Source organism: Streptomyces sp. CB02400 (assembly GCF_001905725.1).
GTDB lineage: Bacteria > Actinomycetota > Actinomycetes > Streptomycetales > Streptomycetaceae > Streptomyces > Streptomyces atrovirens.
The window spans coordinates 158,737-183,611 of sequence record NZ_LIWB01000006.1 but is presented as its reverse complement, the minus strand read 5'-3'; the positions used below and the strand labels follow the sequence as shown (position 1 = coordinate 183,611).

The window sequence follows — 24,875 nt, the reverse complement described above, 5'->3', positions numbered from 1 at the left end:
TCGGGGCCGCGTCGGGGGTGTCCGTCCTCGGACCGGCGCGGATCACGTCTCCTGGAGGGGGGCGGGGCGCGGACGCGCCAGCCACTGCGGGCGGCCACCCCCGCCCCGTCCCCTCCCCGCCGTACGCGACTACCTACCACCACCCCGCCACTCCCCGCCCTCCGCGGACAGCCGTGCCACCGCCCCACGGGCAGCCGCCTGCCGCGTTCCCGCGTTCCCGCAGGCAGCCGTGCCGCCGCTCCCGCGGGCGGCCGCACGCCGCCGCGATCCGCGGGCAGCCGCCTGCCGCCGTTTCCGCGGGCAGTCGTGCCGCTGGGGCGGCACGGGTGGGCGCGACGGCACCCCGCAAGCGCCGGGCCGCGCAACCCCACCTCCGGGCCCACACCAACACCGGGCACCCGTACAGCGCCGGGGCCGCGACCCCATCGACGCGGGGCACCCCACAAGGCACCGGGACGCCCCCGCCCACCCGCCCGGACGGGCTGATCAGGTGAACCGTGGCCCGTCGGGCCAGGACCAGCGGCGTGGCGGGCCACCCAGAAGCAAGGCACTGCCCCAGGATCCGGCCGCGTGGCACACACCTTCGACGAGCTCGTGGCCAAGCAGCGCGCGGCGGACGAGGCCCACTCCCGGGTCCGGCAACTGCGGGACGCCTACGGCCCGCCCACCCGGACCAAGTGGAGCGGGCACCAGACCGCCACCTGGGAAACCGCCTGGCGGGCCTGGCGCGACCTCGCCCGTGACGTCCGCCTCGCGGTGACCGAGTACGCCCGGACCGAGGGCAGACCGCTCCACGAGATCGAGGCGGAGCTGAGACGGGCGACCGGGAACCACGACTGAGCGGCCCCGTACGCTTGCCCGGTGTGAGACGCAGACGGCCGACCCCGCCCTCCCCCCTGCCGCAGCGCGACGGTGTGGACCCGGTACGGGTCCGGCTGCCCGCCGGGGAACAGTGGGCCACGGTACGTGAGCACCTGGCGCAGCGGCTCTCGGCCGCCGGCCCCGGAGTCGTGGACGGGATGTTCGCCGCGGGCCTGATCGTCGGGGCGGACGGACGGTCCGTACCGGCGGACACCCCGTACGCACCCGGCATGTTCGTGTGGTTCCACCGTGAGCTGCCCGCCGAGGTGCCGGTGCCGTTCCCGCTGGAGGTCGTCCACCGGGACGAGCACATCGTCGTCGTCGACAAGCCGCACTTCCTGGCCACCACCCCGCGCGGCAGCCACGTCGCCCAGACCGCGCTCGCCCGGCTCCGCCGTGAGCTGGGCGTCCCGGAGCTGGGCGCCGCGCACCGCCTGGACCGGCTCACCGCGGGCCTGGTGCTGTTCACGGTACGGCCCGGGGAGCGCGGGGCCTATCAGACGCTGTTCCGCGACCGTCTTGTGCACAAGGAGTACGAGGCCGTCGCCCCGTACGCCCCGGCGCTGGACCTGCCCCGGACCGTACGCAGCCGGATCGTGAAGGAGCGCGGGGTGCTGACCGCCGAAGAGGTCGAGGGCGAGCCGAACGCGGTCACCCGCGTCGAACTCGTCGCCCACCGGGCCGGTGGCCTCGGCCGGTACCGGCTGGTGCCCGGCACCGGACAGACCCATCAGCTACGGGTGCACATGAACGCCCTGGGCGTGCCGATCCTCGGCGATCCGCTGTATCCCGAGGTGGCCGCCCCCGTCCCGGCCGGTGACTTCCGGCGTCCGCTGCAACTGCTGGCGCGGAAGCTGGAGTTCACCGATCCGGTGACGGGCGTGGAGCACCGGTTCACCAGCGGCCGGATGCTCGCGGCATGGTCCTCGTACGAGGACTGGGCGGCCGGTCAGTAACCGCGCCACCAGCGCAGGAAGCGCTGCCAGGCGCCCCGCGGCGGGGCGGGTTCCGCCACCGGCGGCGGCACCGGCGCGGGGGGCGGTACGGGGTGCGGCACGGGCGGCTCGACGCTCGGCTCGGGCAGCACAGGAGAGACAGAAGACGCAGAGGGCACGGTGGCCGCCGGCCGGGTCACGCCGATGTGCCAGTCCTGCTGCGGTGGCGCGTCGTTCTCGTGGCTGGGCCGCTGCGTCACGTCCTGCTGCGGCCGGGGCGTGAAGTGGACGGGCAGTTCCACGAGATGCCGCGAGGCGATGGACTCGGTGAAGGCCAACTGCTCCTCGTCGATGCTCAGTTCGACGTCGGGCAGCCGCATGAGCAGCGCGTCGACACCGACTTCGGCGATCACACGGCCGATGTCCTGGCCGGGGCACTCGTGCGTGCCGCCGCCGAAGGCGAGGTGCGAGCGGTTGCCCTTCATGTCGGCGGTCGGGTCGGGGCGCACACGCGGGTCGACGTTGGCCGGAGCGGGCGCGAAGACCAGTCCGTCGCCCTTGCGGATGCGCTGCCCGCCGAGCTCCGTGTCCTGCTTGGCGAAGTAGGCGAAGATGGTGCTGAACGGCGGCTCGTCCCAGAGCAGTTGCTCCACCGCCTGGGGCACGGTCATCTGGCCGCCGTTGAGCTGGGAGCGGAAGCGCGGGTCGATCAGCACCTGGCGCAGCACGTTGGCGAGGAGGTTGGCGGTGGCCTCGTAGGCGGCGATGAGCACCACTCTGAGGTGCTGGGCGACCTCCTCGTCGGTGAGTCCGGCCGGGTGCCTGATGAGGTGGCCGGTGAAGTCGTCCAGCGGCTGGGCCCGGCTGCGGGCCGTGAGGCGTTCCAGGGCCTCCATGACGTAGGCGTTGCTGGCGATCGCGGTCTCGGTGCCCCTGATCATGTCGCGGGCGGCCTCGACCATCCGGTCGTCGTACTCGTCGGGCATGCCGAGGACGTGGCACATCACGGCCATCGGCAGGTGCTCGGCGTACTGGCCGACCAGTTCGGCCTCGCCCGCCTCGCAGAACCGGTTGACGACGCGCTGGACGCTGCGGTTGACGTGCCGGCGCAGACCGCGGAAGTCGGTGGCCGCCACGGCGGCGTCGATGGCGCCGCGCAGCCGCCGGTGCTCGTCGCCCTCGGCGTGGGCGCACATCGGCTGCCAGGCGATGTGCGGCATCAGCGGATGGTCGGGCTTGACCAGTCCTTCTCCGAGCGCGGACCAGATGCGGCTGTCCTTGCAGTACTGCGCGGGGGTGCGCACCAGTTGCTGGTTCTCGGCGTGGCCGAGGACCACCCACACCGGCACGTCGTCGTGGACCAGCGCGGGCGCCACCGGACCGTGTTCGGCCCGCAGTTCCTCGTACAGCTTCTTCAGGTCCTCCGACTCGTGCAGCCGGCTCAGCCCGCCGGGGCCCTTGCCGTGCGCGGGGCAGCCGGGGGGCGGGCCGGGCCGGGGGGCGTCCGTTCCGGTCGGGGAGTCTCCCGTCAGGGAGGTGGGTTCAGGCGTCACAGTGGTCGCTCCGAGGGGGGAAAGCGGGGGCCGGTGCGGGAGAGGGATCCCGGGGGTCAGGTGAGCGAGCCCGTCATGGCGAGCGAGTGCAGGAACCGCATCAGGGTCATCAGCACGTCACGGCTGGAGGCGCGGCGCCGCACGTCGCACTCCATGATCGGGATCTGTTCGGACAGGTCGAGGGCGGACCGCAGGTCCTCGATGGGGTAACGCGGGGCGTCGGGGAAGGAGTTGACCGCGACGACGAACGGCACGCCGCGCTCCTCCAGCCGCCCCATGACGTCGAAGCTGACTTCGAGGCGGCGGGTGTCGACCAGCACGACCGCGCCGAGCGCCCCCTCGAACAGCCCGTTCCACAGGAACCAGAAGCGCTCCTGGCCCGGGGTGCCGAACAGGTACAGCACCAGCTGGTCCGTGATCTTGATGCGGCCGAAGTCCATGGCGACCGTGGTGGCCGTCTTGGACGCGGAACCGAAGTTGTCGTCGACCCCGACGCCGGCCTGCGTCATGGTCTCCTCGGTGGTCAGCGGTTTGATCTCGCTGACCGAGCCGACCATGGTCGTCTTGCCGACCCCGAATCCGCCCACGATCACGATCTTCACCGCGGCCTGTGCCGTGTGCGGCAACTGGTCCTCGGCGCGGGGGCCCGGGATGGTCTCAGAGCCTTTGAAGTCCATGCATCACCGCTTCGAGAAGGGAACGGTCGGGCAGCGCCTTGCGGACGATCGGGAAACGCGCCTGGACCAGTTCCGCCGCCAGCATCTCGGTGAGCAGCACGGTCACCACACTGAACGGCAGGTTGAGATAGGCCGACAGTTCGGCCACGGACAGGGGGGCGGCACAGAGCCGGAGCAGCGCCGCCTGCTCGGGGGTGGCGGAGGGCGGGGGGTCCGGGGAGCCGGCCACGATCAGCGTGACGAGATCGAGGTCGGCCCGTTCGCCGTCCGGTCCGGTGACGACGTACAGCCGCTCCGGGTTGCCGCCCTCGCCCTCCTTCCCGGCCGGTGCGGCCGGCTGCGGAGGGGGGCCGTCCTGGGGGAAGCGCCTCTGGCGTTGCGGAGGAGTCATACGGTCTGCCCGTTCCGTCGGGGCGGACTGGTCAGATGGGCGCCGATGCGGACGACGAGGTCGCGCATCATGCCGCCCATGCGGCCCGGCTCGCAGGTCATGTCGGAGAGCACCGCGAGATAGGCGTTGGCGCCGGCCGCCATCAGGTAGAAGTAGCCCTCGTTGATCTCGATGAGCACCATCTTCATCTCGCCGTTGCCGTACGGGAGTTCCTGGGCGACGGCCCCGGCGAGGCTCTGTACGCCCGCGCAGGCCGCGGCGACCCGGTCGGCGGCGTCCGGCTCGCCGCCGTAGCGGGCGATGCGCAGGCCGTCGGCGGAGAGCACCACGATCATCTCGACGCCGGGTACGCCGTCGGCGAGCTCCTTGAGCATCCAGTCGAAGTTGGCTCGTTGCTGGATCACTTGAGGTCCCCCTCGTCATCGGCCTCGGTGCGGGCCGGTTCGTTGATGAGATGCAGGTAGGCGGTCGGGTTCCGGGTGAAGTCGGTGGTGGGGACGCCCGGGTCGAGGCCCTTGCGCATGCCCTCCCAGAAGGCGTCGACCCACAGCCCGGGTTCGCGGTCGTCCTGCTTCTTCTCGGGCTCGGGCCTGGCCCAGATGTCGTGGTACTCCTCGCCCCGCTCCTTGGCCTCCCGCTCGGCCCGTTCGGCGGCCGCCTGCTCGGCGTACCGCTGGGCCAACGGGGTCTTCACCCGGCTGCGGCGCTGCGGCAGTCCGCCCGCGGTCCACTCGGTGACCTCGGGGACGTCGTCCTCCATGGAGACGGTGGCGGGGATGCGGGGACTGGTGGGGCGGCGCTTCTTGGGAGTGCGCTCCGGGCCCGGCAGGGCGTCGACCGGGCGGGGCACGGAGGTCGCCCCGATGCCGTGGGCGAGGCCCACGCCGGGCTCGTCGGTGATCATCTCGCTGGGCACGACGAGGACGGCGCGGACGCCGCCGTACGCGGAGGCGCGCAGCGAGACCTGCATGTTGAACGCGGTGCAGAGGCGGCCGACGACGGCGAGGCCGAGGCGCGGGTTCTCCCCGATCTCCTGGAGGTCGGTGCCCTTCTGGGCCTGTTCGAGGATGCCCTCGATACGGGCGCGGGCCTGCTCGTCGAGGCTGACGCCGGCGTCCTCGATCTCGATGGCGACGCCGGTCTGCACCTCGGTGGCGGTGACGCTCACCTTGGAGGTCGGCGGCGAGTAGCGGGTGGCGTTGTCGAGGATCTCGGCGGCGGCGTGGATGACCGGCTCGACGTAGATGCCCTTGATGTTGATCTTGGCGATCGACTTCAGGTCGATGCGGCGGTACTCGAGGATGCGGGACATGGCGCCGCGCAGCACGCTGTAGAGCGCGACGGGCTTGGGCCACTGGCGTCCGGGACGGCCGCCGCCGAGGACGGAGATGGAGTCGGCGAGGCGGCCGATCAGCGCGGTGCCGTGGTCGATGCGCAGCAGGTCGTCGAAGACCTCGGGGTTGCGGCCGTGGTCCTCCTCCATCTCGCGGAGTTCCTTGGCCTGCTGGTGGACGATCGCCTGGACGCGGCGGGCGATGCTGACGAAGGAGCGCTGGGCGGAGTCGCGCAGGTTCTCCTCGTCGTCGATGATCTTGAGCATCGTCCGCAGCATCCGGAGCTGGTACTCGGGCAGGTCGCGCCAGGCCGGGTTGAGCCGGGGCAGGGCGCGCAGCACCTCATGGGGGTCGTTCCCGCTGTGCAGGTGGTTCAGGGCCGCGGGGACGACCTGGTTGACGAAGTAGTCCGTCTCCGTGTCGTGGGCGGCGATCCGGGACTCCAGGTACGCACGGTGACGGTCGTGCCCGGCCCGCGCCTCGCGCAGAATCCGGCCGCGGCGCACCGCCTCGGCCGCGGCGGCGGTCACCAGCAGGGTCGCGACGGCGCCGCACACGCCGACGGCGATCCGGGCGGGCTCCGTCACCAGGGCGACGGCGGCTCCGGTCGCCGCGGCCATCACTATGGCCGGCAACAACAGCACGCGCGTGTAGGGAAGTTGGACACTCGCCATGTGAGCCCTCTGAAACGAATCGACTGACGGCCGGGAAACGTGCACATAGGGGAACAAGCGCACGAATTCATCTCAACTCGGTGCGCTGCGGGCGAGCTTAGTCCGGCAGGATCATCGCCATGTCATATTCGGCGAGTGCCGGAAATGACCCCTGGGACAGGAGTACGCTCAGGTCGTTTACACGCAGTGCGGCTGTTCGAACACACTCCGTCATCACGCTCAGGCGTACGAAAACCACTCACCGTCATGGGTGAGGGAGCGCCCCGGGCGCCTTGATCCTGCCCATGGAACCGGGCGGTGACGCCTCCCCGGTGAGGGCGCACGGAAGGCAGAAGCCCGGCGCGCACGGGGCGCACCGGGCTTCTGCGAGGCTCCTGGGCCAGGTGTTCAGCCCACGGACGAGTAGGCGACCACGCCGCGCAGCAGTCCGTCGACCGCCTTGCGGGCGTTCTTGGCGACCGTCGAACCCTCGGCGGTCGGCGCGGCGGCCGAGATCTGGCCCAGCACGTCGATGACCTGCTTGCACCAGCGCACGAAGTCACCGGCCGGCATCTCCGCCTCGCGCAGCACCTCGTCCAGGCCCTTGCCGGACGCCCACGTGTAGGCGGCCCAGGCGAATCCGAGGTCGGGCTCGCGCTGGCCCACGCCCTCCGTCTGGCTGATCCGGAAGTCCTCCTCCAGGGCGTCCAGCCGGCCCCAGATGCGGACCATCTCGCCGAGCGCCGCCTTGGCCTTGCCCGACGGCAGCTTGGGCGCCATCGCGTCGTCGGCGACCCGGGCCTCGTACACCAACGCCGACACGCACGCGGCGAGTTCGGCGGGGGCGAGCCCCTCCCAGACGCCCTCGCGCAGGCATTCGCTGGCCAGCAGGTCCAGTTCGCCGTACAGCCGAGCCAGCCGCTTGCCGTGCTCGGTGACCTCGTCGCCGCGCAGATAGTCCATCTCGGTCAGCAGCGCGACGATCCGGTCGAAGGTGCGGGCGATGGTGTTCGTCCGGCCCTCGATACGGCGCTCGAGCTGCGAGGTGTCACGCAGCAGCCGGTGGTAGCGCTCGGCCCAGCGGGCGTGGTCCTCACGGTCCTGGCAGCCGTGGCACGGGTGCGCCCGCAGCGCCTTGCGCAGCCGCGCGATCTCCCGGTCGTCGGCCGCCTGGGCACGCTTCTTGCGGTGCCGGTCCGGCGCGATGTGCCCGGCCTTGGTGCGCAGCGCGGAGGCGAGGTCCCGGCGGGACTGCGGGGACCGCGCGTTGAAGGACTTCGGGATCCGCATCCGCTCCAGCGCCTCCACCGGTACCGGGAAGTCCATCGACGCCAGCCGCTTGACCTGCCGCTCCGCGGTCAGCACCAGCGGGCGCGGGCCGTCGGCGTACTCGTAACCGCGGTGGCCGTTGGAACGGCCCGCCGGCAGCCCCGGATCGAGGACCAGCGCCAGCCCCGCGTACTTCCCGGTGGGTACGTGGATGATGTCACCGGGCTTGAGCTTCTCCAGCGCGACGGCGGCCTCCGCGCGGCGCTGCGCCGCGCCCTGCCGGGCCAGCTCGTTCTCCCGGTCCTTCAGCTCCCGGCGCAGCCGCGCGTACTCCTCGAAGTCGCCGAGGTGGCAGGTCATGGACTCCTTGTAGCCCTCGAGACCCTCCTCGTTGCGCTGCACCTGCCGGGAGATGCCCACGACCGACTTGTCCGCCTGGAACTGCGCGAAGGACGTCTCGAGCAGCTCGCGCGAGCGGTGCCGGCCGAACTGCTCGACCAGGTTGACCGCCATGTTGTACGACGGCCGGAAGCTGGAGCGCAGCGGATACGTGCGCGTGCCGGCCAGTCCCGCCAGGTGGTCGGGGTTCATGGCGCGCTGCCACAGCACGACCGCGTGGCCCTCGACGTCGATGCCGCGCCGGCCGGCCCGGCCGGTCAGCTGGGTGTACTCGCCGGGGGTGATGTCGGCGTGCTGCTCGCCGTTCCACTTGACGAGCTTCTCCAGGACCACCGAGCGGGCGGGCATGTTGATGCCGAGCGCGAGGGTCTCGGTCGCGAACACGGCCTTCACCAGACCGCGTACGAACAGCTCCTCGACGACCTCCTTGAACGTCGGCAGCATGCCCGCGTGATGGGCCGCGATGCCGCGCTCCAGGCCCTCCAGCCACTCGTAGTAACCCAGGACGTGCAGGTCCTCGGCCGGGATGGAGGCCGTGCGCTCCTCGACCAGGGAGCGGACCGCGGCCCGCGCCTCCTCGTCGTTGAGCCTGAGGCCCGCGTACAGGCACTGCTGGACGGCGGCCTCGCAGGCGGCGCGGCTGAAGATGAAGGTGATCGCGGGCAGCAGGCCCTCGGCGTCGAGCCGCTCGATGACCTCGGGCCGGCTCGGCGTCCACACCCGCGAGCGCTGCCGGCGCTCGCGCTCCCGGTCGGCCTCGCGCATGTTGCCCCGCCCGCGCCGGCGGTCGCCCCAGGACGGGCGGCTCGCCTCCAGGCGGGCCATGCGCGTGAGGTCCGGGTTGACGGCCTTCTTGCGGCCCTCCCCCTCCTCGAACAGGTCGTATATCCGGCGCCCCGCGAGCACGTGCTGGAACAGCGGCACGGGCCGGTGCTCGGAGACGATCACCTGGGTGTCGCCGCGGACGGTGTCCAGCCAGTCGCCGAACTCCTCCGCGTTCGACACCGTCGCCGAGAGTGACACCAGGGTCACCGACTCGGGGAGGTGGATGATCACTTCCTCCCAGACGGCGCCGCGGAAGCGGTCGGAGAGGTAGTGCACCTCGTCCATCACCACGTAGCCGAGGCCGAGGAGGGTCTGCGACCCGGCGTACAGCATGTTCCGCAGCACCTCGGTGGTCATCACGACCACCGGGGCGTCGGAGTTGACGCTGTTGTCGCCGGTGAGCAGGCCCACCTTCTCCGTGCCGTAGCGGCGGCACAGGTCGGCGTACTTCTGGTTCGACAGCGCCTTGATGGGTGTCGTGTAGAAGCACTTCTTGCCCTGCTGGAGGGCGAGGTGGACGGCGAACTCGCCGACGATCGTCTTGCCGGAGCCGGTGGGCGCGGCGACCAGCACGCCCTTCCCCGCTTCGAGCGCCTGGCAGGCCTCGATCTGGAAGGGGTCGAGGCCGAAGTCGTACATCTCGCGGAAGGAGGCGAGCGCGGTGGCCTGCTCGGCAGCGCGCCTGCGCGCCGCCGCGTACCGCTCGGCCGGTGAGAGGTCCTCTGTCATCGTGCTTTCGAGCGTACCGGGCCGCACCGACAACAGGACGATCATTATCCGTTCAGGGGCCCACGACCCGCAGCGCGCCCGGCACGCAGCGCGCGGTGAGCGGCAGCGGCCCCACCGGCTCCCCGTCCGCGTACCCGGTGACCTCCTCGGCGACCAGCTCCACGCTCGCCGCCCGCAGCACGGTGATCGCGGGATGACCGACGTGCGTCCCCCGGTACACCCTCGGGAACACCCGCAGCAGCGTGGCCCGGCTGCACTCGCCGACCACCGTGATGTCGAACAGCCCGTCGGTGAGATCGGCTCCGGGGCAGATCCGCATGCCGCCGCCGTACGACGGCCCGTTGCCGACGGCGACCAGCGTCGCCTCGACCTCGCGGACCTCGCCGCCGTCCAGGGTGATCCGGTACGGCAGCGGGCGGAAGGCGGCCAGCTCGGCGACCATCGCGACGTCGTACTTCAAGCGGCCGAGGGGCAGCCGCATCCGGTTGCCGCGGTCGTTGACCCGCGAGTCGAAGCCGGAGGCGAGTACGGCGCCGAACCAGCGGTCGCCGACCCGGCCGAGGTCGATGTCGCGGACCCGGCCGCACTTGAGGGCGTCGGCGATCATCCGGCCGGCCGCGGCCGGTTCCCGCAGGGGCATGCCGAGGGCGCGGGCGAAGTCGTTGCCGGTTCCGGCGGCGACCAGGCCGAAGGGGGTGCCGGTGCCGACGACGGCCTGGAGGGCGAGGTTCGCCATCCCGTCGCCGCCGACGGCGATCAGGGCGCCGGTGCCCTCCTCGACGGTGGCGCGCGCCCGGTCCAGGGCGTCCCGGGGATCGTCACCGAGCACGGTCCGCACCGAGAAACCGGCGTCCCGGAACGCGGAAGCGGCCGACCGCGCCGCGCGGGCGCCCCGGCCGCGGCCCGCGGTGGGGTTGACGAAGAGGGTGATCTCGCTGGTCACGGGGATGACCCTATGAGCTGCGAGGCGGTCCTCAGGTCACGTCGTCATAACCGTTGACCCGGTCCTTGGACGCCTGCTCGGGCAGGGCGGCCACGGGCTCCACCGGATCGATGTCCTCCGGGGTGAGATCCAGTTCGGAGGCCTCGTCGTCGGCGGGGCCCTGGGATTCCTTGCGGGCACGCCGTTTGTCGTTGAGCAGCGAGAACGCCACAGCGACGAAGTAGAGGACGACGATGGGCCCGGAGAGCGCGATCATCCCCACCGGGTCGGTGGTGGGCGTCGCGACCGCGCCGAAGACGAAGACGCCCATGACGACACCGCGCCACCAGCCCATCATGCGGCGGCCGGAGACGATGCCGACCAGGTTCAGCATGATGAGCAGCAGGGGGAGCTCGAAGGCCAGGCCGAAGACCAGCACCATCCTGATGGTGAAGTCGAGGACCTCGTCGAGCGAGAGGATGTTGGCCGATCCCCCGGGGGTGAGGCTGAGCAGCACCTTGATGCTGACGGGGAGGATGACGTACGACAGGTAGGCGCCGCCGACGAACAGCGGAACCGCGGCCGAGACGAAGTAGTAGGTGTACTTCTTCTCGTGCTTGTGCAGCCCGGGGGCGACGAAGGCCCAGAGCTGGTAGAGCCACACAGGGCTGGAGACGATCAGGCCGGCCATGAGGCTCACCTTGATCGTCGTGGTGAACGGCGACGTCAGCGTGTTGAAGGAGACGATGGCGCAGTTACCACCGTCGCTGTTCGCCAGGTCCTCGCATTTGGGCACCGGCTCCGCGAGGAACTGCATGAGCTGCTCGCTGTAGAACGCGGCCGCGATCATCACCACGACGATCGCGACGACGGCCTTGGCGAGCCGGTTGCGCAGCTCACGCAGGTGTTCCACGAGGGGCATCCGCCCCTCGGGATCCCTCTCCTGCTTGCGGGCAGACTTGAGCAACCCACGTTCCCATCTCGTGCGGCGGGCCGGAGTTCACCGGCCCTGCGTCAGCGCTTGGTCGTGTCCGTCGGCTCCGTGACCGGGCGGGAGCTGGTCACGTCGCCGGGGGCGGCCTGGATGGTGCGCTGCGCCGGGGGCTGCTCGCCGGTGGCCGGCGGGTCGGCGGGGGCGGCGGACTTGTTGTCGTCCTTCATCGCCTTCGCCTCGCTCTTGAGGATGCGGGCGGACTTGCCGAGCGACCGCGCCATGTCCGGGAGCTTCTTCGCGCCGAACAGCAGGATGATGACGACGAGGATCAGAATGATCTCGGTGGGTCCGAGCCGTCCCATAAGTCTTTACCTTCTCACCGAGGCGGGTGGGTGGGTGGCTGTCCGACCGGTCGGACAGGTGTCCGAACGACGGCGCTGACAGCGATCGTAACGCTCAGGGGTAAACGTCCGGCAATCCCCGTGCGTACTCCCGTCCGCGGTCCGGGCCTCGTTCTCCGGGCCGCGACCAGCAGCGTACCTGCCGGGACCCGCACGGTGACAGGGCGAACCGGCGCCGGGAGTGGCCGGGACCGCTCAGAGGGCTTCGGCGGAGCGGGCCGTGCTGGTCGCCGCGTGTTCCAGGTCCTCCGCGGCGCGGCTGATGCGGCGGGCCGAGTCCGTGACCTGCCTGCCGAGCCGTTCCGCCTCGACGAAGACCTTGACTGCGAACACCCCGAGCACCAGCAGACCCAGGAACCCCACGGCAATCGCGAACATCGGCCAGAACATGAGGGCGAGCCTAGACGGTCGAGTGGAGCCGCAGTGTCCGGACCCCTCCGCCGATGAGCAGCTCCACGATCCGCTCCCCCGCCGGCTTGCGGACGGCCGCCCCGCACTCGGGGCAGGTGAAGGAGTAAAAGGTGGTACGGCTGCTGGCGCCGATGGCCAGGCGCAGCGCGCTCGCGGCGAGCTCGAAGCGCTCCCGGCAGTCCGGGCAGCCCGCCCGGAACATCACCGGGGCCACGCTCCTCATCCCCGCGAACGCGGACGCCGCCGTCATGGTCCGCGCACCGGACGTCGCCGACTCGCTCAAAGCCCTCGCTCCTGCCTGTCGTCCTGTCCGTGCGGTCCCGCTCATCCGGCCGCCTCGACCCCGTCGTACGCCGCCAGCGCCTCACGGGCCGCCTGCCGGGCGCTGTCGGCCAGCGCGTGCGGCTCGACGATGCGGCCGTCGCGGCCGAGCCGCAGGGCCAGCCGTCTGAGCGAGGCCGGGTCGGGTGTGCGCAGAGTGATACGCAGCCCGCCGTCGGGAAGCTCGTCCGCGCTGTCGTGCGGGTAGTACTCGGCGACCCAGCGCCCGCCCGGCCCGACCTCGACCACGACCTCGGGATCCTCGGCCGCGGGCTGCACCAGCGCCTCCGACAGGTCCCGCAGCTCGACCTCGGGCGGCGCGGACGGCTCGTCGAGGATGCGGATCTCGGCGACCCGGTCGAGCCGGAAGGTGCGGCGTGCCTCGGAGCGCCGGCACCAGGCCTCGACATACGTGTGCCCGACGCTGACCAGGCGGATGGGGTCGATCTCCCGCTCGGTGACCTCGTCACGGGCGGGCGAGTAGTAGCGGATCCACAGTCTGCGGCGCTCGGCGATGGCCCGGTCGACGTCCGCGAAGACGCCGCCCTCGGACTCGAAGGTCACCGACAGCCGGGCGCTGGCGCCGGCCGCCTCACCGGCCGAGGCCTCCACCTTCGCGGTGGCCCGCAGCAGCGCCTGCCGGTCGCCCTCGCGCAGCCCCGGCAGCGTGGCCACGGCACGGGCGGCGACCAGCAGCGCGGTGGCCTCGTCGGCGGCGAGCCGCAGCGGCTCGGCCGCCTCCGCGCCGAGGGCGGCCGGGTTGTGCCACCAGATGCGCTCGCCGTCGGTGTCGATGTCCAGCAGATCGCCGCCGCGGAAGCTGGTGCCGCACATGGGCAGCACGTCGAGGTCGGAGACCAGCTCGTCCTCGGTGATCCCGAAGGCGCGCGCCACGTCCTCGATCCGCGCGCCGGGACGCTCCCGCAGATACGTCACCAGGGAGAGCATCCGCCGGGTCTGGTCGATGGCGTTCACGGGCCTGACCGGTTTGCCTGCCACGTTCTTGTCCGCTCCCCCTCAGCCCTTGGCCACGGCACGCAGCCGGTCCATCACGTCGGCCCGCAGCTCGGCGGGCTCCAGGACCACCACATCGGGCCCGAACTCCACCAGCCAGGCGTCCAGGCCGTGCCCGTACGGAATCTCCAACTCGTCCCAGCCGTCGCCGAGTTCCCGTACCACGGTGGCCTTCGCCCGAAGGGGGTAACCGGCGTCGGAACGCAGCCGGATCCGCGCCGAGCGGTCGGCGGTCTCCCCGGCCCAGCTCGCCACGGTCTCCCGCACGGTGACGACGTCCGGTACCGGGACGGTGAACCGGCCGCTGCGCGAGCGCACCTTCCCGGTGATCCGGGAGAGCCGGAAGACCCGCTCGGCGCCCCGGTCGCGGTCCCAGCCGGCCAGGTACCAGTGACCGCGCCAGCACTCCAGCGCCCACGGTTCGACGTGCCGCTGTCCGGGCTGGGCGGCGTTGGCCTTGCGGTAGTCGAAGACGACCGGCCGGCGGTCGCGGCAGGCCAGCATCAGCGGCTCGAACGCGGCCTCGTGCACCGGGATGCGCGGCTCCAGCGCGCCGTGGGCGCCGTACGGGTCGACGTCCTCGGGCAGGCCGGCCGCGCGCAGCTTCTGCAGGGCGCCGCTGGCCGCTCCGGCGAGCCGGGCCTGCTGCCACACCTTGGCGGCGAGCCCGAGGGCGGCGGCCTCCTCGGCGTCGAGGGTGATGGGCGGCAGCCGGTTGCTGTCGCGGCGGGCCAGATAGCCGACCTCGCCGTCCAGGTTCTCCACGGTCTCGATGACCAGTCCGAGTTCGCGCAGGTCGTCCTTGTCGCGCTCGAACATGCGGTTGAAGGAGTCGTCGGAGCCCGCTTCGAGATAGGCCTCGATCGACTCGCGCAGCTCACGCTTGCTGAGGGGCCGGCGCGTCCCGAGCAGACACAGCGCCAGGTTCATCAGCCGCTCGGCCTTGGCAATGGCCATCGACCCGCTTCGCCTCCCTATGGTGCTTACGAGCGACGACCGTACCGCCCCGAGGCGGCGCGGTAAAAGCCGAGGGCCCACGCCCGGACAGGCATGGGCCCCGGATGATCGGCCTCGGTCGGATCAGACGCCGAGCAGGTCGACCACGAAGATCAGGGTCTCACCGGGCTTGATCAACGGGGTGGGGCTCTGGTTGCCGTAGGCGAGGTGGGCGGGGATGGTCAGCTGGCGGCGGCCGCCGACCTTCATGCCCTGCACGCCCTGGTCCCAGCCCTTGATGACCCGGCCGCCGCCCAGCGGGAAGCGGAAGGGGGTGCCACGGTTCCAGCTGGCGTCGAACTCCTCGCCCGTGCTGAAGGCCACGCCGACGTAGTGCACGGTGACGGTCTGGCCCGCCTGCGCCACCTCGCCGTCGCCCTCCCAGATGTCCTTGATCTCGAGGTCCGCCGGGGGCTCGCCGCCCGGGAAGTCGATCTCGGGCTTGTCGATGCTCACGTCTAACGCTCCTGCTTGTCTGCGGAAAGGCGAACACGCACAGTCTTACATCCCCACGGCGTCACAGCTTCGCGAGGATGTCCACCGAGAAGACCAGCGTCGAGTCCTTCTTGATGCCGCTGCCCTCCGGCGGATTGTCGCCGTAACCCAGCTCCGGCGGGATGACGATGAGGACCCGGCTGCCGACCTTCTTGCCGGTCAGCCCCTGCGCCCAGCCCTTGACGACCTGCTGGAGCGAGAACGACGTGAGCTGCCCCCGGTCGTACGTGGAGTCGAACTCCTTGCCGCCGTCCCACAGCACGCCCTTGTACTGCACGAGGACGCTGTTCTCGGCGCCGACCTCCTCGCCGTCGCCCTCGATGACATAGCTCGACACGAGCTTCTTCGGGGCGTCCGCGTCGGGCACCTCGATGGAGGGGGCCTTGCCGTCGGTGTTGGTGCCGACCTTGGGCAGGTCCTTGTCGTCCTGCGCCACCTCGGTGCCCTTGGCGGAGCTCTTGGCGTTGAACGAGTCCTGGATGTCGACCACGAACACCAGCGTGTCGGTGCCCTTGATGCCGGCCTGCTCATTGCCCTGCTCGCCGTAGCCCCAGGTGGGCGGGACGGCCATCTGGACGCGGCTGCCGGCCTTCTTGCCGGTCAGCGCGTACCGCCAGCCGTCGATGATGGTGCCCTGGGCGAGCTGGATGGCCAGCGGGGTCTTGCGGTCGTAGGAGTTGTCGAACACCTTCGCGGTGCTCCACACCTGGCCCAGGTAGTGGGCCACGACGAAGTCGTTCTCCGCGACCGTCTTGCCGCCGCCCGCGATGACCGTCTTGACCGCGAGGTCCTTGGACGGGTCGCCGCTGCCCTTGGCGACCGTCGGCTTCTCCCCGAACTTCGTGCCCGCGGTGATCGCCGGCAGCGGCCCGTCGACGATCTTCGGCGACGGCGCCGCGGACGTCTGGGGCGCCGAGGGCGAGGCGCTGTCGCTGGCCTTGCCCGAGTCGGACTTGTCGTCGCCGCACGCGGCGAGGGTCACCAGTCCAGCGGGAACGGCAATGAGTAGTGAGCGTCGGCGCACGGTGGGGGCCTCGTAATCATCGATCTTGTGGATGGCGTCCGCGCAACTCTACGGCGTGAGAAGGGCGCCGCACGGTGTAACGTACGGCGCCCGTGTGACGTTCCGGGAATTTTGGGATCCCTGGCGGAACGCGTCTCTCACATTCCGGCGATCAGCTTCTCCACCCGTTCGTCCACCGAGCGGAACGGGTCCTTGCACAACACCGTGCGCTGGGCCTGGTCGTTGAGCTTGAGGTGCACCCAGTCGACGGTGAAGTCGCGGCGCTGTTCCTGGGCCCGCCGGATGAAGTCGCCCCGCAGCCTGGCCCGAGTGGTCTGCGGCGGAACGGACTTGCCCTCGAAGATCTTCAAATCGTTGCAGATCCGGGCCGCTTGTCCCTTTTTCTCCAGCAGGTAGTACAGCCCCCGCCGGCGGTGGATGTCGTGGTAGGCGAGGTCTATCTGCGCGACCCTCGGGTGCGACATCGTCATGTTGTGCTTGGCCCGGTACCGCTCGAGGAGCTTGTACTTCATGACCCAGTCGATCTCGGTGCCGATACGGTCGAGGTCCTCGGCCTCGATCGCGTCCAGCGTACGGCCCCACAGCTCCAGCACCTGCTCGACGGTGCCGGTGCGGATGCCCCGGCGCTCGCAGAAGTCCAGCGCCTTCTCGTAGTACTCGCGCTGCACCTCCAGCGCGGAGGCCTCCCGGCCGCTGGCCAGGCGCACCTTGCGCCGGCCCGTGATGTCGTGGCTGACCTCGCGGATCGCCCGGATCGGGTTCTCCAGGGTGAGGTCGCGCATCACGGTGCCCGCCTCGATCATGCGCAGCACCAGGTCGGTGGCGCCGACCTTGAGCAGCATGGTCGTCTCGGACATGTTCGAGTCGCCCACGATGACGTGCAGCCGGCGGTAGCGCTCGGCGTCCGCGTGCGGCTCGTCGCGCGTGTTGATGATGGGCCGCGAGCGGGTCGTCGCCGAGGAGACGCCCTCCCAGATGTGCTCGGCCCGCTGGCTCACGCAGTACACGGCGCCGCGCGGCGTCTGCAGCACCTTGCCGGCGCCGCACAGCAACTGCCTGGTCACCAGGAACGGAATAAGGATGTCCGCGAGCCGCGAGAACTCCCCGTGCCGGGCCACCAGATAATTCTCGTGGCAGCCGTAGGAGTTGCCGGCGGAGTCGGTGTTGTTCTTGAAGAGGTAGACGTCGCCCGCGATTCCCTCCTCGTGCAGGCGTCGTTCGGCGTCCACCAGGAGTCCTTCGAGAATGCGCTCGCCTGCCTTGTCGTGGGTGACCAGTTCGGTCACGTTGTCACATTCCGGCGTTGCGTATTCCGGATGTGATCCCACGTCGAGATAGAGGCGGGCGCCGTTCCGCAGAAAGACATTGCTGCTTCGGCCCCATGACACGACACGGCGGAAGAGGTACCGCGCCACCTCGTCAGGCGACAGGCGGCGCTGTCCCCTGAACGTGCACGTGACGCCGTACTCGTTCTCCAGCCCGAAAATGCGGCGGTCCATGAGGGAACATTACGCCCGATCCCCCGACCTGAAACGAGGTTCGACGGCACGATTTGGATCATTTTCCGAACGGGCCGCGACCACCGCCCTCCCGGCGGGAACTGCCAGTACCCGTCCCGTGGCGATCAAAACCAGCAGCGACACGCCACCCGCGACCCCCGGCACGGCGAACCCCCACAGCGCCCCGCCCGCCTCGACGACCGGACCGGTGAGGCCCGTTCCGACCGACGCGCCCACAGTGAACGTCGTCACCAGCCAGGAGAACGCCTCCGTGACGGTCCCGCGCGGCGCGTGCCGGTCCACGAGCACGAAAGCACAAGCGATGGCCGGTGCCAGGAAGAGCCCGGCGACCACCATGAGCAACGTCATGGCCACCGCGCCCGGCATCAGCATCAGCGGCAGGTAACACACCGCCAGAAGGGCCACGAGCCCCTGGAGTCGCCGCGCGGGCTCACCGGCCCACTGCCGCGCCCCGTACGCCATACCGCCGATGAGCGCACCCAGCCCGATCCCGGCCATCAGCCAGCCGTACACCTGGTCGCCGCCGTGCTCGTCCGCGTACGACACCGCCGCCACGGTGATGGACCCCAGCGCCATCCCCACGGCCAGGAAGGCACCCAGCAGCGCGAGCAGCCCCGTCGAGCGCAGCGCGCCCAGCCAGTGCGCCTCGCGCGGCGCCGACCGCCAGGCGCGCGAGGGCGGCGAGACGACCACGGAGAGGGCCCCCAGCACCCCGATGACGTTCAGCACCAGCAGCGCGGCCTGCGCCGACCACAACGAGGCGCACACCGTCACCAGCAGCGGCCCGACGGTGAACATCACCTCCTGCGCCACGGCGTCCATGGCGTACGCCCGGTGGACGTGGTCCTCCTCGGGCAGCACGGAGGACCACAGGGCGCGCAGTCCGCCCTCCAGGGGCGGGGTGAAGAGCCCCGCCGCGGCCACCGCGCCGTACGCCACCGCCGGCGACCCGGTTCCCGCGAAGGCGAACACGGCCATCGCCAGTGCCGACAGCACCGCGGCCGGCAACTGCACCCGCGGCTGCCCGCGCAGATCCACCAGCCGCCCCAGCACCGGCTGCCCCACGGCGTTGGCGACGCCGTACACCGCCGCCAGCGCGCCGGCGAGGCTGTACGTACCGCCCTCCGCGCGCACGAACAGCACGATCGCGATGGCGGCGGTCGCGTTGGGCAGCCGTCCCACGAGCGTGCCCACGAGCAGCCGGGTGGCGTGCCGTGCCCGGAGGATATCCAGGTATCCCGTGGCCATGCGGGCCCCTTCACTGGAAGTTTTACGTATAACTAAGCACTCCATACGTACCATGTCCGCTGTTCACCAGTCCAGACGAAGGAGCGGCCCGACGATGCCCCGAGCCGGCACCCGCCCCACGAGCCGGGACGTCGCCCAGGCCGCCGGCGTCTCCCAGGCGGCGGTCTCCCTGGTCCTCGGCGACAAGTGGCGCGGCCGGGTCTCCGAGGCCACGGCGGAACGCGTCCGCGAGGCCGCGCGCACCCTGGGCTACCGCCCCAACCTGGCCGCCCGCAATCTCCGCCTCGGCCGCACCCGTACGGTCCTCCTGGTCGTCCCCGCCCTCACCACGGAGTTCTTCGCCGGTGTCTACACCGGCGCCGCCCGGGTGGCCTCCCGGCACGGCTTCGGCGTGGTCCTCTACCCCTCCCCCGAGGGCATCGGCCCCGCCCGCGACCCCTTCGCGTCCGCGCAGGCGGCCCTGGACGGCGTCATCGCCTCCTCCATGGCCGCGGAGGCCCTCACCGCGATCCGCGGCGAGGCGCTGCCGCTGGTGATGCTGGACAGCGACCCCGGGGGCAGTGTGGGCGCGGCCACGGTCAACCTCGACATCGCCGACGGCGTCCGCCAGGTCACCGACCACCTCCTGGCACTGGGCCACCGCCACTTTCTGCACCTGGCGGCGGATGTGGCGTCCTGGACCTTCGAGGTACGCGCGCGGGAGCTGGCGGCGCGGCTGCGGAAGGTTCCGGGGACGTCGTTGCGCACGGCGCGGGCACCGATCTCGATCAAGGGGGCGGATGTGTCTGCGGAGGCCGCGCTCTCCGGGGCGGCGGCGGTGCCGGACCGCCCCACCGCCGTGGTCTGCGACGACGACCATCTGGCGGCCGGCACGTACAAGGCCGCGCGGCGTCTGGGACTGCGCGTTCCCGAGGACCTGTCCGTCACCGGTCTGGACGATCTGGCCCTCGCGAGCGCGATCGATCCGGAGCTGACCACGGTGCGGTTGGATGCGGAGCTTTTCGGTGAGCGGGGGATGGAGGCGTTGCTGGCGGTCCTGGAGGGCCGCGCCCCCGCTGCGGGCGACATCCCGGTCGAGCTGGTGGTACGGGGGTCCACGGCCCCGGCGCCCCGCTGAGGGCTGCGGCGGTGCTGAGCGGGGGTGGGGTTGCGCTGCCCGGCGGCTTACGGGGCGCCCGGCGTCGGTGTAGGCCGGGGGCGGGTTCGCGCGGCCCGGCGCCGTGTGAGGTGCCCCGCGTTGGTGCGGGCCGAGGGTGTTCGCGCAGCCCGGCGCTTACGGGGTGCCGTCGCGCCCACCCGTGCCGCCCCAGCGGCACGACTGCCCGCGGAGGGCGGGGGTTGGCGGCACGACTGCCCGCGGATCGCGGGGAGCGGCAGCGGCAGCGGCAGCGGCAGCGGCAGCGGCAGCCTACGAGCACGGCGGCAGGTGGCCGCCCACGGCGGGGAGGGGACGGGGCGGGGGTGGCCGCCCGCAGTGGCTGGCGCGTCCGCGCCCCGCGCCCCCTCCAAGTGACGTGATCCGCGCCGGTCCGAGGACGGACACCCCCGACGCGGCCCCGACCCACCCACCGGCCGCAGGCGCTACCCAAGCCCCCACCGAACCGAAAGCTGCGCCGCAGGCATCCCACCCGACCGCCGCAGGCATCCCACCCGACCGCCGGAGGCACACCGCAGGCGTCAGACGCGCACCCCCACTACTCGACGTCTCCGCCGGAGTCCGTCTCGGCCTCCGCCTCGGAGGCCGTCTCCGCACCGCCCGCCTCCAGCAGACGGGACAACTGACGCCCCCCGATCCGCTTGAACTTCCGCTTCTGCGGCCGCGTACGGTCCAGCACCGCCACCTCCAGCCGCTCAGCGGGAATCTCCCGCTCACTGCCGTTGGTGTCCCGCGACAACGCCTGCACCGCCAGCTTCAGCGCCTCCGCCAGCGTCATCCCGTCCCGGTGCCGCTGATCCAGGTACCCGCTGATCTGCTCCGCGTTACCCCCCACCGCCACCGAGCCGTGCTCGTCCACGATGGACCCGTCATGCGGCAACCGGTAGATCTGGTCGAACTCCGGGGTCTCCCCGACCTCGGCCACCACCAGCTCCACCTCGTACGGCTTCTCCCCCACACTCGAGAAGATCGTCCCCAGCGTCTGCGCGTACACGTTCGCCAGACCCCGGGCCGTCACATCGTCCCGGTCGTAGGTGTAACCCCGCAGATCGGCGTACCGCACGCCCCCGATCCGCAGATTCTCGTACTCGTTGTACTTGCCGGCCGCGGCGAACCCGATCCGGTCATAGATCTCGCTGAACTTGTGCAGCGCACGGGACGGGTTCTCACCGACGAACACGATCCCGTCGGCATACTGCAGCACGACAAGGCTGCGACCACGGGCGATGCCCTTACGGGCGTACTCCGCCCGGTCCGCCATCGCCTGCTGGGGTGAGACATAGAACGGCGTCGACACCGGTTATCCGTCCCTTTCTGTCAAAGTCACTGGACCACCAAACAACCGAACAACCCGCCCGCGCGGCCTACAGCAGCGAGGCCCGCGGCCCGTCCGGCTGCTCCAGCCGCCGCTCCAGCACCGACCGGGCGATGCCGGACGCCTCGTCCTCGGTGAGTCGGCGGAAGCCGTCATCGGTGATCACGGTGATGATCGGGTAGATCCGGCGGGCGACATCGGGACCACCGGTCGCCGAGTCGTCGTCTGCCGCGTCATACAGCGCCTGCACCACCAGCGTGGTGGCCTCGGCCTCACTCAGGTCGTCCCGGAACAGCTTCTTCATCGCACCGCGCGCGAAGATCGACCCGGAACCGGTCGCGGCGTACCCCTGCTCCTCCGAACGCCCGCCCGTGACGTCGTAGGAGAAGATCCGCCCCTTGTCCCGGTCCACGTCGTACCCGGCGAACAGCGGAACAACGGCCAGTCCCTGCATGGCCATGCCCAGATTCGACCGGATCATCGTCGACAGCCGGTTCGCCTTGCCCTCCAGCGAGAGCTGCGCGCCCTCGACCTTCTCGAAGTGCTCCAGCTCCAGCTGGAACAACTTCACCATCTCCACGGCGAGACCCGCCGTACCGGCGATCCCCACCGCCGAGTACTCGTCGGCCGGGAACACCTTCTCGATGTCCCGCTGCGCGATGACGTTCCCCATGGTGGCCCGCCGGTCACCGGCGAGCACGACGCCACCCGGGAATGTCACGGCCACGATCGTCGTCCCGTGCGGCGCCTCGATCACACCCTTCACGGGCGGCAACGACCTCTTGCCCGGCAACAGTTCCGGCTGGTGCTCGGAGAGGAAGTCCATGAAGGAGGAGGATCCCGGCGTCAGGAAGGCAGCTGGTAGACGCCCGGTGCTACGAGTGTTGGCTTCCACGCGATTCCTTCCACGTATGCGGCAGCCCGCCTTATGGCATCGGGCCGATCCTTGAACTGCCCCAGCGCCGCGTTGCAGCTGAAGCACAGTACGCCACGGACCCTACCCGTCTCATGGCAGTGATCCACATGTTCGGCCGGAGCAGCAAGGCATGTACAGCGGATACCTTGCTGCTCCGCGACCAACACGTCCAAGTCCGCCGGCGTCAGCCCACACTTGCGCTTGAAGTAACTGATCCGGTTCCGTTCCGCCCGGCATGTTCGGCAGTAGCTCGCCCAGCCGTCCGAAGAGGATTTGTTGCGCTCCCACTCGGAGTGCGCCTTCACGTCTCCGCACTGCGGACAGCGCTCGTGCCCCGGTGGGACCGGCACCTTCTCCCGGACCTTCTTCCCCTTGGCCTCCTGGCGCAGCCGGTAGTACTCGGCGGAGCATTCCCGGCAGTACGCCTGGAGACCATCGGGCATCGCTTTGTTACTTGCGAACGCCGCACGTGGCAGGCACTGCTTGCAGCGCGAACAGCACCTCACATCCGACCCTTGGTTCACTCAGAAATCCCCCGACCCCACCTTCCATTCGAAGGTGAAAGCGACCTACTGGCCGCCCTTCTGGACGAAGGACCTCACGAAGTCCTCGGCGTTAGCCTCTAGGACATCGTCGATCTCGTCGAGAACGTCGTCCACGTCCTCGCTCAGCTTTTCCTGACGCTCCTTGAGGTCCTCCGAAGCCTGCGCCTCCGACGCCTGCTCCTCGACCTCCTCCGTGGACCGGGTGGCCTTCTGCTGTCCGCCGCCGGTGTCCTTGGTCGCCATCACCCTCACCCCGCTCGGTTCGCCCGACACACTTGCTCGGTCAAGATCAGACCCTACTCGCCGGGTCCGACAATGCCCCCGCAGTTGCTCCAACGTACGGGGACCATCTCGATGATTCCCGGACCCGGCGTTTTCCACCCTGTCCGGCCGGCCCTTCCCGGGTACCCCCGGTACCCGCTCAGTGTCCCGACAACACCCTGACCAGGTCTTCTGCCGTACGGCAGCGGTCCAGGAGCTCCTTGACGTGATTACGCGTTCCGCGAAGCGGTTCCAGGGTTGGGACCCGCTGGAGCGAGTCCCGGCCCGGCAGATCGAAGATCACCGAGTCCCAGGAGGCCGCCGCGACGTCGTCCGCGTACTGCTCCAGACAGCGCCCGCGGAAGTACGCGCGGGTGTCCTCCGGAGGCTTCGTACGGGCCCGCTCGACCTCTCCCTCGTCCAGCAGCCGCTTCATCCGCCCCCGGGCCACCAGACGGTTGTAGAGGCCCTTCTCGGGGCGTACGTCGGCGTACTGCAGGTCCACCAGGTGCAGCCGGGCGGCGTCCCAGTCCAGGCCGTCCCTGCGCCGGTAGCCCTCCATGAGCTCCCGCTTGGCGACCCAGTCCAGCTCGCCTGCCAGGCTCATCGGGTCGTTCTCCAGCCGCGTGAGCGTGTCCTCCCAGCGGACCAGCACGTCCTTGGTCTGCTCGTCGGCGTCCGCCCCGAACCGCTCCTCCACGTACTTACGAGCCAGCTCGAAGTACTCCATCTGGAGCTGTACGGCGGTCAGCGTCCGCCCGCTGCGCAGCGTGACGAGCCGCTTCAGGGACGGATCGTGCGACACCTGGTGCAGTGTCCGTACCGGCTGGTCGACCGCCAGGTCCACCGCGATGAACCCGTCCTCGATCATGGACAGGACCAGCGCCGTCGTACCCAGCTTCAGGTACGTCGAGATCTCGGACAGGTTCGCGTCGCCGATGATCACATGCAGCCGCCGGTACTTCTCGGCGTCGGCGTGCGGCTCGTCCCGGGTGTTGATGATCGGCCGCTTCAGGGTGGTCTCGAGCCCCACCTCGACCTCGAAGTAGTCCGCCCGCTGGCTGAGCTGGAAGCCGTGTTCGTGGCCGTCCTGGCCGATGCCGACGCGGCCGGCGCCGGTGAAGACCTGGCGGGAGACGAAGAACGGCGTCAGGTGGCGCACGATGTCCGAGAAGGGTGTCTCCCGCTTCATCAGGTAGTTCTCGTGCGTGCCGTAGGACGCGCCCTTGTTGTCGGTGTTGTTCTTGTACAGGTGGATCGGCTGGGCGCCGGGAAGCTGTCCGGCGCGTTCCGCCGCCTCGGCCATGATCCGCTCGCCGGCCTTGTCCCAGAGGACGGCGTCGCGCGGGTTGGTGACCTCGGGGGCGCTGTACTCCGGATGGGCGTGGTCGACGTAGAGCCGCGCGCCGTTGGTGAGGATGACGTTGGCCAGGCCGATGTCCTCGTCGGTGAGCTGGCTGGCGTCGGCGGCCTCACGGGCGAGGTCGAAGCCTCGTGCGTCCCGCAGCGGGTTCTCCTCCTCGAAGTCCCAGCGGGCCCGGCGGGCCCGGTGCATCGCCGCCGCGTAGGCGTTCACGATCTGGGACGAGGTGAGCATGGCATTGGCGTTGGGGTGGCCGGGGACGGAGATGCCGTACTCCGTCTCGATGCCCATTACTCGCCGTACGGTCATGCGGCCCTCCTTGCCCGGCGGCGTCCCCGGTCGGGGGCGCTGCTGTACCGCCGGCGCTCCGGTGCGTGTGCGGTGCCCGTCCCCGCACTGCGCGACTC

General features: G+C 70.9%; 25 protein-coding genes. 3 read left to right on the top strand and 22 right to left on the bottom strand.

All coding sequences use genetic code 11. The annotated features are described in order from the left end of the window. The first annotated feature begins 570 nt into the window (after window positions 1-570). A complete protein-coding gene (locus AMK33_RS16945; RefSeq protein WP_073933663.1) occupies window positions 571-840 on the top strand; it encodes a hypothetical protein in 270 nt (89 codons plus the stop codon). Between the two features lie 23 nt (window positions 841-863). After that, on the top strand, window positions 864-1,817 hold the full coding sequence (locus AMK33_RS16940; RefSeq protein WP_073933662.1) for an RluA family pseudouridine synthase: 954 nt from the start codon (window positions 864-866) through the stop codon (window positions 1,815-1,817). Here AMK33_RS16940 and AMK33_RS16935 read toward each other — a convergent pair. The 17 genes from AMK33_RS16935 to AMK33_RS16855 form a co-directional block, all read right to left on the bottom strand. Further along, the gene (locus tag AMK33_RS16935; protein ID WP_073933661.1) at window positions 1,811-3,349 is read right to left on the bottom strand and encodes a cytochrome P450; all 1,539 of its coding nucleotides are present in this window, start codon (window positions 3,347-3,349) and stop codon (window positions 1,811-1,813) included. The two genes, AMK33_RS16940 and AMK33_RS16935, sit on opposite strands and share 7 nt — an antisense overlap. A 56-nt stretch (window positions 3,350-3,405) precedes the next feature. Next, complete coding sequence (locus tag AMK33_RS16930) at window positions 3,406-4,026, bottom strand: GTP-binding protein (protein WP_073933660.1); 621 nt, start codon at window positions 4,024-4,026, stop codon at window positions 3,406-3,408. Continuing rightward, window positions 4,007-4,417: a DUF742 domain-containing protein gene (locus AMK33_RS16925; RefSeq protein ID WP_073933659.1), complete on the bottom strand. Its 411-nt coding sequence runs from the start codon at window positions 4,415-4,417 to the stop codon at window positions 4,007-4,009. The genes AMK33_RS16930 and AMK33_RS16925 overlap by 20 nt, the downstream gene beginning before the upstream one ends. Beyond that, window positions 4,414-4,821 (bottom strand): roadblock/LC7 domain-containing protein, encoded by a 408-nt coding sequence (locus AMK33_RS16920; RefSeq protein WP_030225334.1) that lies wholly within the window; start codon window positions 4,819-4,821, stop codon window positions 4,414-4,416. The genes AMK33_RS16925 and AMK33_RS16920 overlap by 4 nt, the downstream gene beginning before the upstream one ends. Next, the gene (locus AMK33_RS16915) at window positions 4,818-6,395 is read right to left on the bottom strand and encodes an ATP-binding protein (RefSeq protein WP_073933658.1); all 1,578 of its coding nucleotides are present in this window, start codon (window positions 6,393-6,395) and stop codon (window positions 4,818-4,820) included. Before AMK33_RS16915 ends, AMK33_RS16920 begins: the two co-directional genes overlap by 4 nt. A gap of 417 nt (window positions 6,396-6,812) precedes the next feature. Further along, window positions 6,813-9,671, bottom strand: coding sequence for a DEAD/DEAH box helicase (locus AMK33_RS16910; protein WP_073933657.1), 2,859 nt, complete (start codon window positions 9,669-9,671; stop codon window positions 6,813-6,815). Window positions 9,672-9,678: 7 nt separating this feature from the next. Next, complete coding sequence (locus AMK33_RS16905; RefSeq protein WP_073933656.1) at window positions 9,679-10,569, bottom strand: diacylglycerol kinase; 891 nt, start codon at window positions 10,567-10,569, stop codon at window positions 9,679-9,681. 31 nt (window positions 10,570-10,600) lie between these two features. Next, complete coding sequence (tatC, locus tag AMK33_RS16900; protein WP_073933655.1) at window positions 10,601-11,470, bottom strand: twin-arginine translocase subunit TatC; 870 nt, start codon at window positions 11,468-11,470, stop codon at window positions 10,601-10,603. A gap of 92 nt (window positions 11,471-11,562) precedes the next feature. Beyond that, a complete protein-coding gene (gene tatA, locus AMK33_RS16895) occupies window positions 11,563-11,844 on the bottom strand; it encodes a Sec-independent protein translocase subunit TatA (protein ID WP_073933654.1) in 282 nt (93 codons plus the stop codon). Between the two features lie 234 nt (window positions 11,845-12,078). After that, on the bottom strand, window positions 12,079-12,273 hold the full coding sequence (locus AMK33_RS16890) for a hypothetical protein (RefSeq protein WP_073933653.1): 195 nt from the start codon (window positions 12,271-12,273) through the stop codon (window positions 12,079-12,081). A 10-nt stretch (window positions 12,274-12,283) separates the two neighbouring features. Then, window positions 12,284-12,577 (bottom strand): phage terminase large subunit family protein, encoded by a 294-nt coding sequence (locus AMK33_RS16885; protein WP_235618116.1) that lies wholly within the window; start codon window positions 12,575-12,577, stop codon window positions 12,284-12,286. Window positions 12,578-12,618: 41 nt separating this feature from the next. Then, on the bottom strand, window positions 12,619-13,614 hold the full coding sequence (locus AMK33_RS16880) for a helix-turn-helix transcriptional regulator (RefSeq protein WP_073933652.1): 996 nt from the start codon (window positions 13,612-13,614) through the stop codon (window positions 12,619-12,621). An 18-nt stretch (window positions 13,615-13,632) separates the two neighbouring features. Further along, entirely contained in the window at window positions 13,633-14,586 is a 954-nt protein-coding gene (locus tag AMK33_RS16875; RefSeq protein WP_073933651.1) for a helix-turn-helix transcriptional regulator, read from the bottom strand. Window positions 14,587-14,709: 123 nt separating this feature from the next. Next, window positions 14,710-15,081: an FKBP-type peptidyl-prolyl cis-trans isomerase gene (locus AMK33_RS16870; protein ID WP_073933650.1), complete on the bottom strand. Its 372-nt coding sequence runs from the start codon at window positions 15,079-15,081 to the stop codon at window positions 14,710-14,712. 61 nt (window positions 15,082-15,142) lie between these two features. Beyond that, window positions 15,143-16,144 carry an FKBP-type peptidyl-prolyl cis-trans isomerase gene (locus AMK33_RS16865; protein WP_073933649.1) on the bottom strand — a complete coding sequence of 334 codons (1,002 nt, stop codon included), beginning with the start codon at window positions 16,142-16,144 and terminating at the stop codon, window positions 15,143-15,145. 137 nt (window positions 16,145-16,281) lie between these two features. After that, window positions 16,282-17,643: a Pup--protein ligase gene (gene pafA, locus AMK33_RS16860; protein ID WP_004933460.1), complete on the bottom strand. Its 1,362-nt coding sequence runs from the start codon at window positions 17,641-17,643 to the stop codon at window positions 16,282-16,284. Window positions 17,644-17,652: 9 nt separating this feature from the next. Then, window positions 17,653-18,912: an MFS transporter gene (locus AMK33_RS16855; protein ID WP_073933648.1), complete on the bottom strand. Its 1,260-nt coding sequence runs from the start codon at window positions 18,910-18,912 to the stop codon at window positions 17,653-17,655. A gap of 94 nt (window positions 18,913-19,006) precedes the next feature. Between AMK33_RS16855 and AMK33_RS16850 the strand changes: the two genes are divergently transcribed. Next, window positions 19,007-20,029: a LacI family DNA-binding transcriptional regulator gene (locus AMK33_RS16850; RefSeq protein WP_073933647.1), complete on the top strand. Its 1,023-nt coding sequence runs from the start codon at window positions 19,007-19,009 to the stop codon at window positions 20,027-20,029. Window positions 20,030-20,606: 577 nt separating this feature from the next. Here the strand turns inward: AMK33_RS16850 and prcA are convergent. The 5 genes from prcA to dop all read right to left on the bottom strand — a co-directional run bounded on the left by prcA (window position 20,607) and on the right by dop (window position 24,777). Then, the gene (gene prcA, locus AMK33_RS16845) at window positions 20,607-21,365 is read right to left on the bottom strand and encodes a proteasome subunit alpha (protein WP_073933646.1); all 759 of its coding nucleotides are present in this window, start codon (window positions 21,363-21,365) and stop codon (window positions 20,607-20,609) included. A gap of 67 nt (window positions 21,366-21,432) precedes the next feature. Further along, complete coding sequence (gene prcB / locus AMK33_RS16840) at window positions 21,433-22,278, bottom strand: proteasome subunit beta (RefSeq protein WP_073933645.1); 846 nt, start codon at window positions 22,276-22,278, stop codon at window positions 21,433-21,435. Further along, entirely contained in the window at window positions 22,230-22,742 is a 513-nt protein-coding gene (locus AMK33_RS16835) for an endonuclease VII domain-containing protein (protein ID WP_079194890.1), read from the bottom strand. Before AMK33_RS16835 ends, prcB begins: the two co-directional genes overlap by 49 nt. Before the next feature lie 126 nt (window positions 22,743-22,868). Beyond that, window positions 22,869-23,087 (bottom strand): ubiquitin-like protein Pup, encoded by a 219-nt coding sequence (locus AMK33_RS16830; protein WP_073933868.1) that lies wholly within the window; start codon window positions 23,085-23,087, stop codon window positions 22,869-22,871. A 178-nt stretch (window positions 23,088-23,265) separates the two neighbouring features. Continuing rightward, window positions 23,266-24,777 (bottom strand): depupylase/deamidase Dop, encoded by a 1,512-nt coding sequence (gene dop / locus AMK33_RS16825; protein ID WP_344560510.1) that lies wholly within the window; start codon window positions 24,775-24,777, stop codon window positions 23,266-23,268. Between the last annotated feature and the right edge of the window lie 98 nt (window positions 24,778-24,875).

What these genes read in the sequence shown, in the direction of transcription:
- AMK33_RS16930 (WP_073933660.1), bottom strand. Translation starts at nt 4,026, where the DNA reads ATGGACTTCAAAGGCTCTGAGACCATCCCGGGCCCCCGCGCCGAGGAC.
- AMK33_RS16925 (WP_073933659.1), bottom strand. Translation starts at nt 4,417, where the DNA reads ATGACTCCTCCGCAACGCCAGAGGCGCTTCCCCCAGGACGGCCCCCCT.
- AMK33_RS16910 (WP_073933657.1), bottom strand. Translation starts at nt 9,671, where the DNA reads ATGATCGTCCTGTTGTCGGTGCGGCCCGGTACGCTCGAAAGCACGATG.
- tatC (WP_073933655.1), bottom strand. Translation starts at nt 11,470, where the DNA reads ATGCCCCTCGTGGAACACCTGCGTGAGCTGCGCAACCGGCTCGCCAAG.
- tatA (WP_073933654.1), bottom strand. Translation starts at nt 11,844, where the DNA reads ATGGGACGGCTCGGACCCACCGAGATCATTCTGATCCTCGTCGTCATC.
- AMK33_RS16890 (WP_073933653.1), bottom strand. Translation starts at nt 12,273, where the DNA reads ATGTTCTGGCCGATGTTCGCGATTGCCGTGGGGTTCCTGGGTCTGCTG.
- AMK33_RS16875 (WP_073933651.1), bottom strand. Translation starts at nt 14,586, where the DNA reads ATGGCCATTGCCAAGGCCGAGCGGCTGATGAACCTGGCGCTGTGTCTG.
- pafA (WP_004933460.1), bottom strand. Translation starts at nt 17,643, where the DNA reads ATGGACCGCCGCATTTTCGGGCTGGAGAACGAGTACGGCGTCACGTGC.
- AMK33_RS16855 (WP_073933648.1), bottom strand. Translation starts at nt 18,912, where the DNA reads ATGGCCACGGGATACCTGGATATCCTCCGGGCACGGCACGCCACCCGG.
- AMK33_RS16850 (WP_073933647.1), top strand. Translation starts at nt 19,007, where the DNA reads ATGCCCCGAGCCGGCACCCGCCCCACGAGCCGGGACGTCGCCCAGGCC.
- AMK33_RS16835 (WP_079194890.1), bottom strand. Translation starts at nt 22,742, where the DNA reads ATGCCCGATGGTCTCCAGGCGTACTGCCGGGAATGCTCCGCCGAGTAC.
- AMK33_RS16830 (WP_073933868.1), bottom strand. Translation starts at nt 23,087, where the DNA reads ATGGCGACCAAGGACACCGGCGGCGGACAGCAGAAGGCCACCCGGTCC.
- dop (WP_344560510.1), bottom strand. Translation starts at nt 24,777, where the DNA reads ATGACCGTACGGCGAGTAATGGGCATCGAGACGGAGTACGGCATCTCC.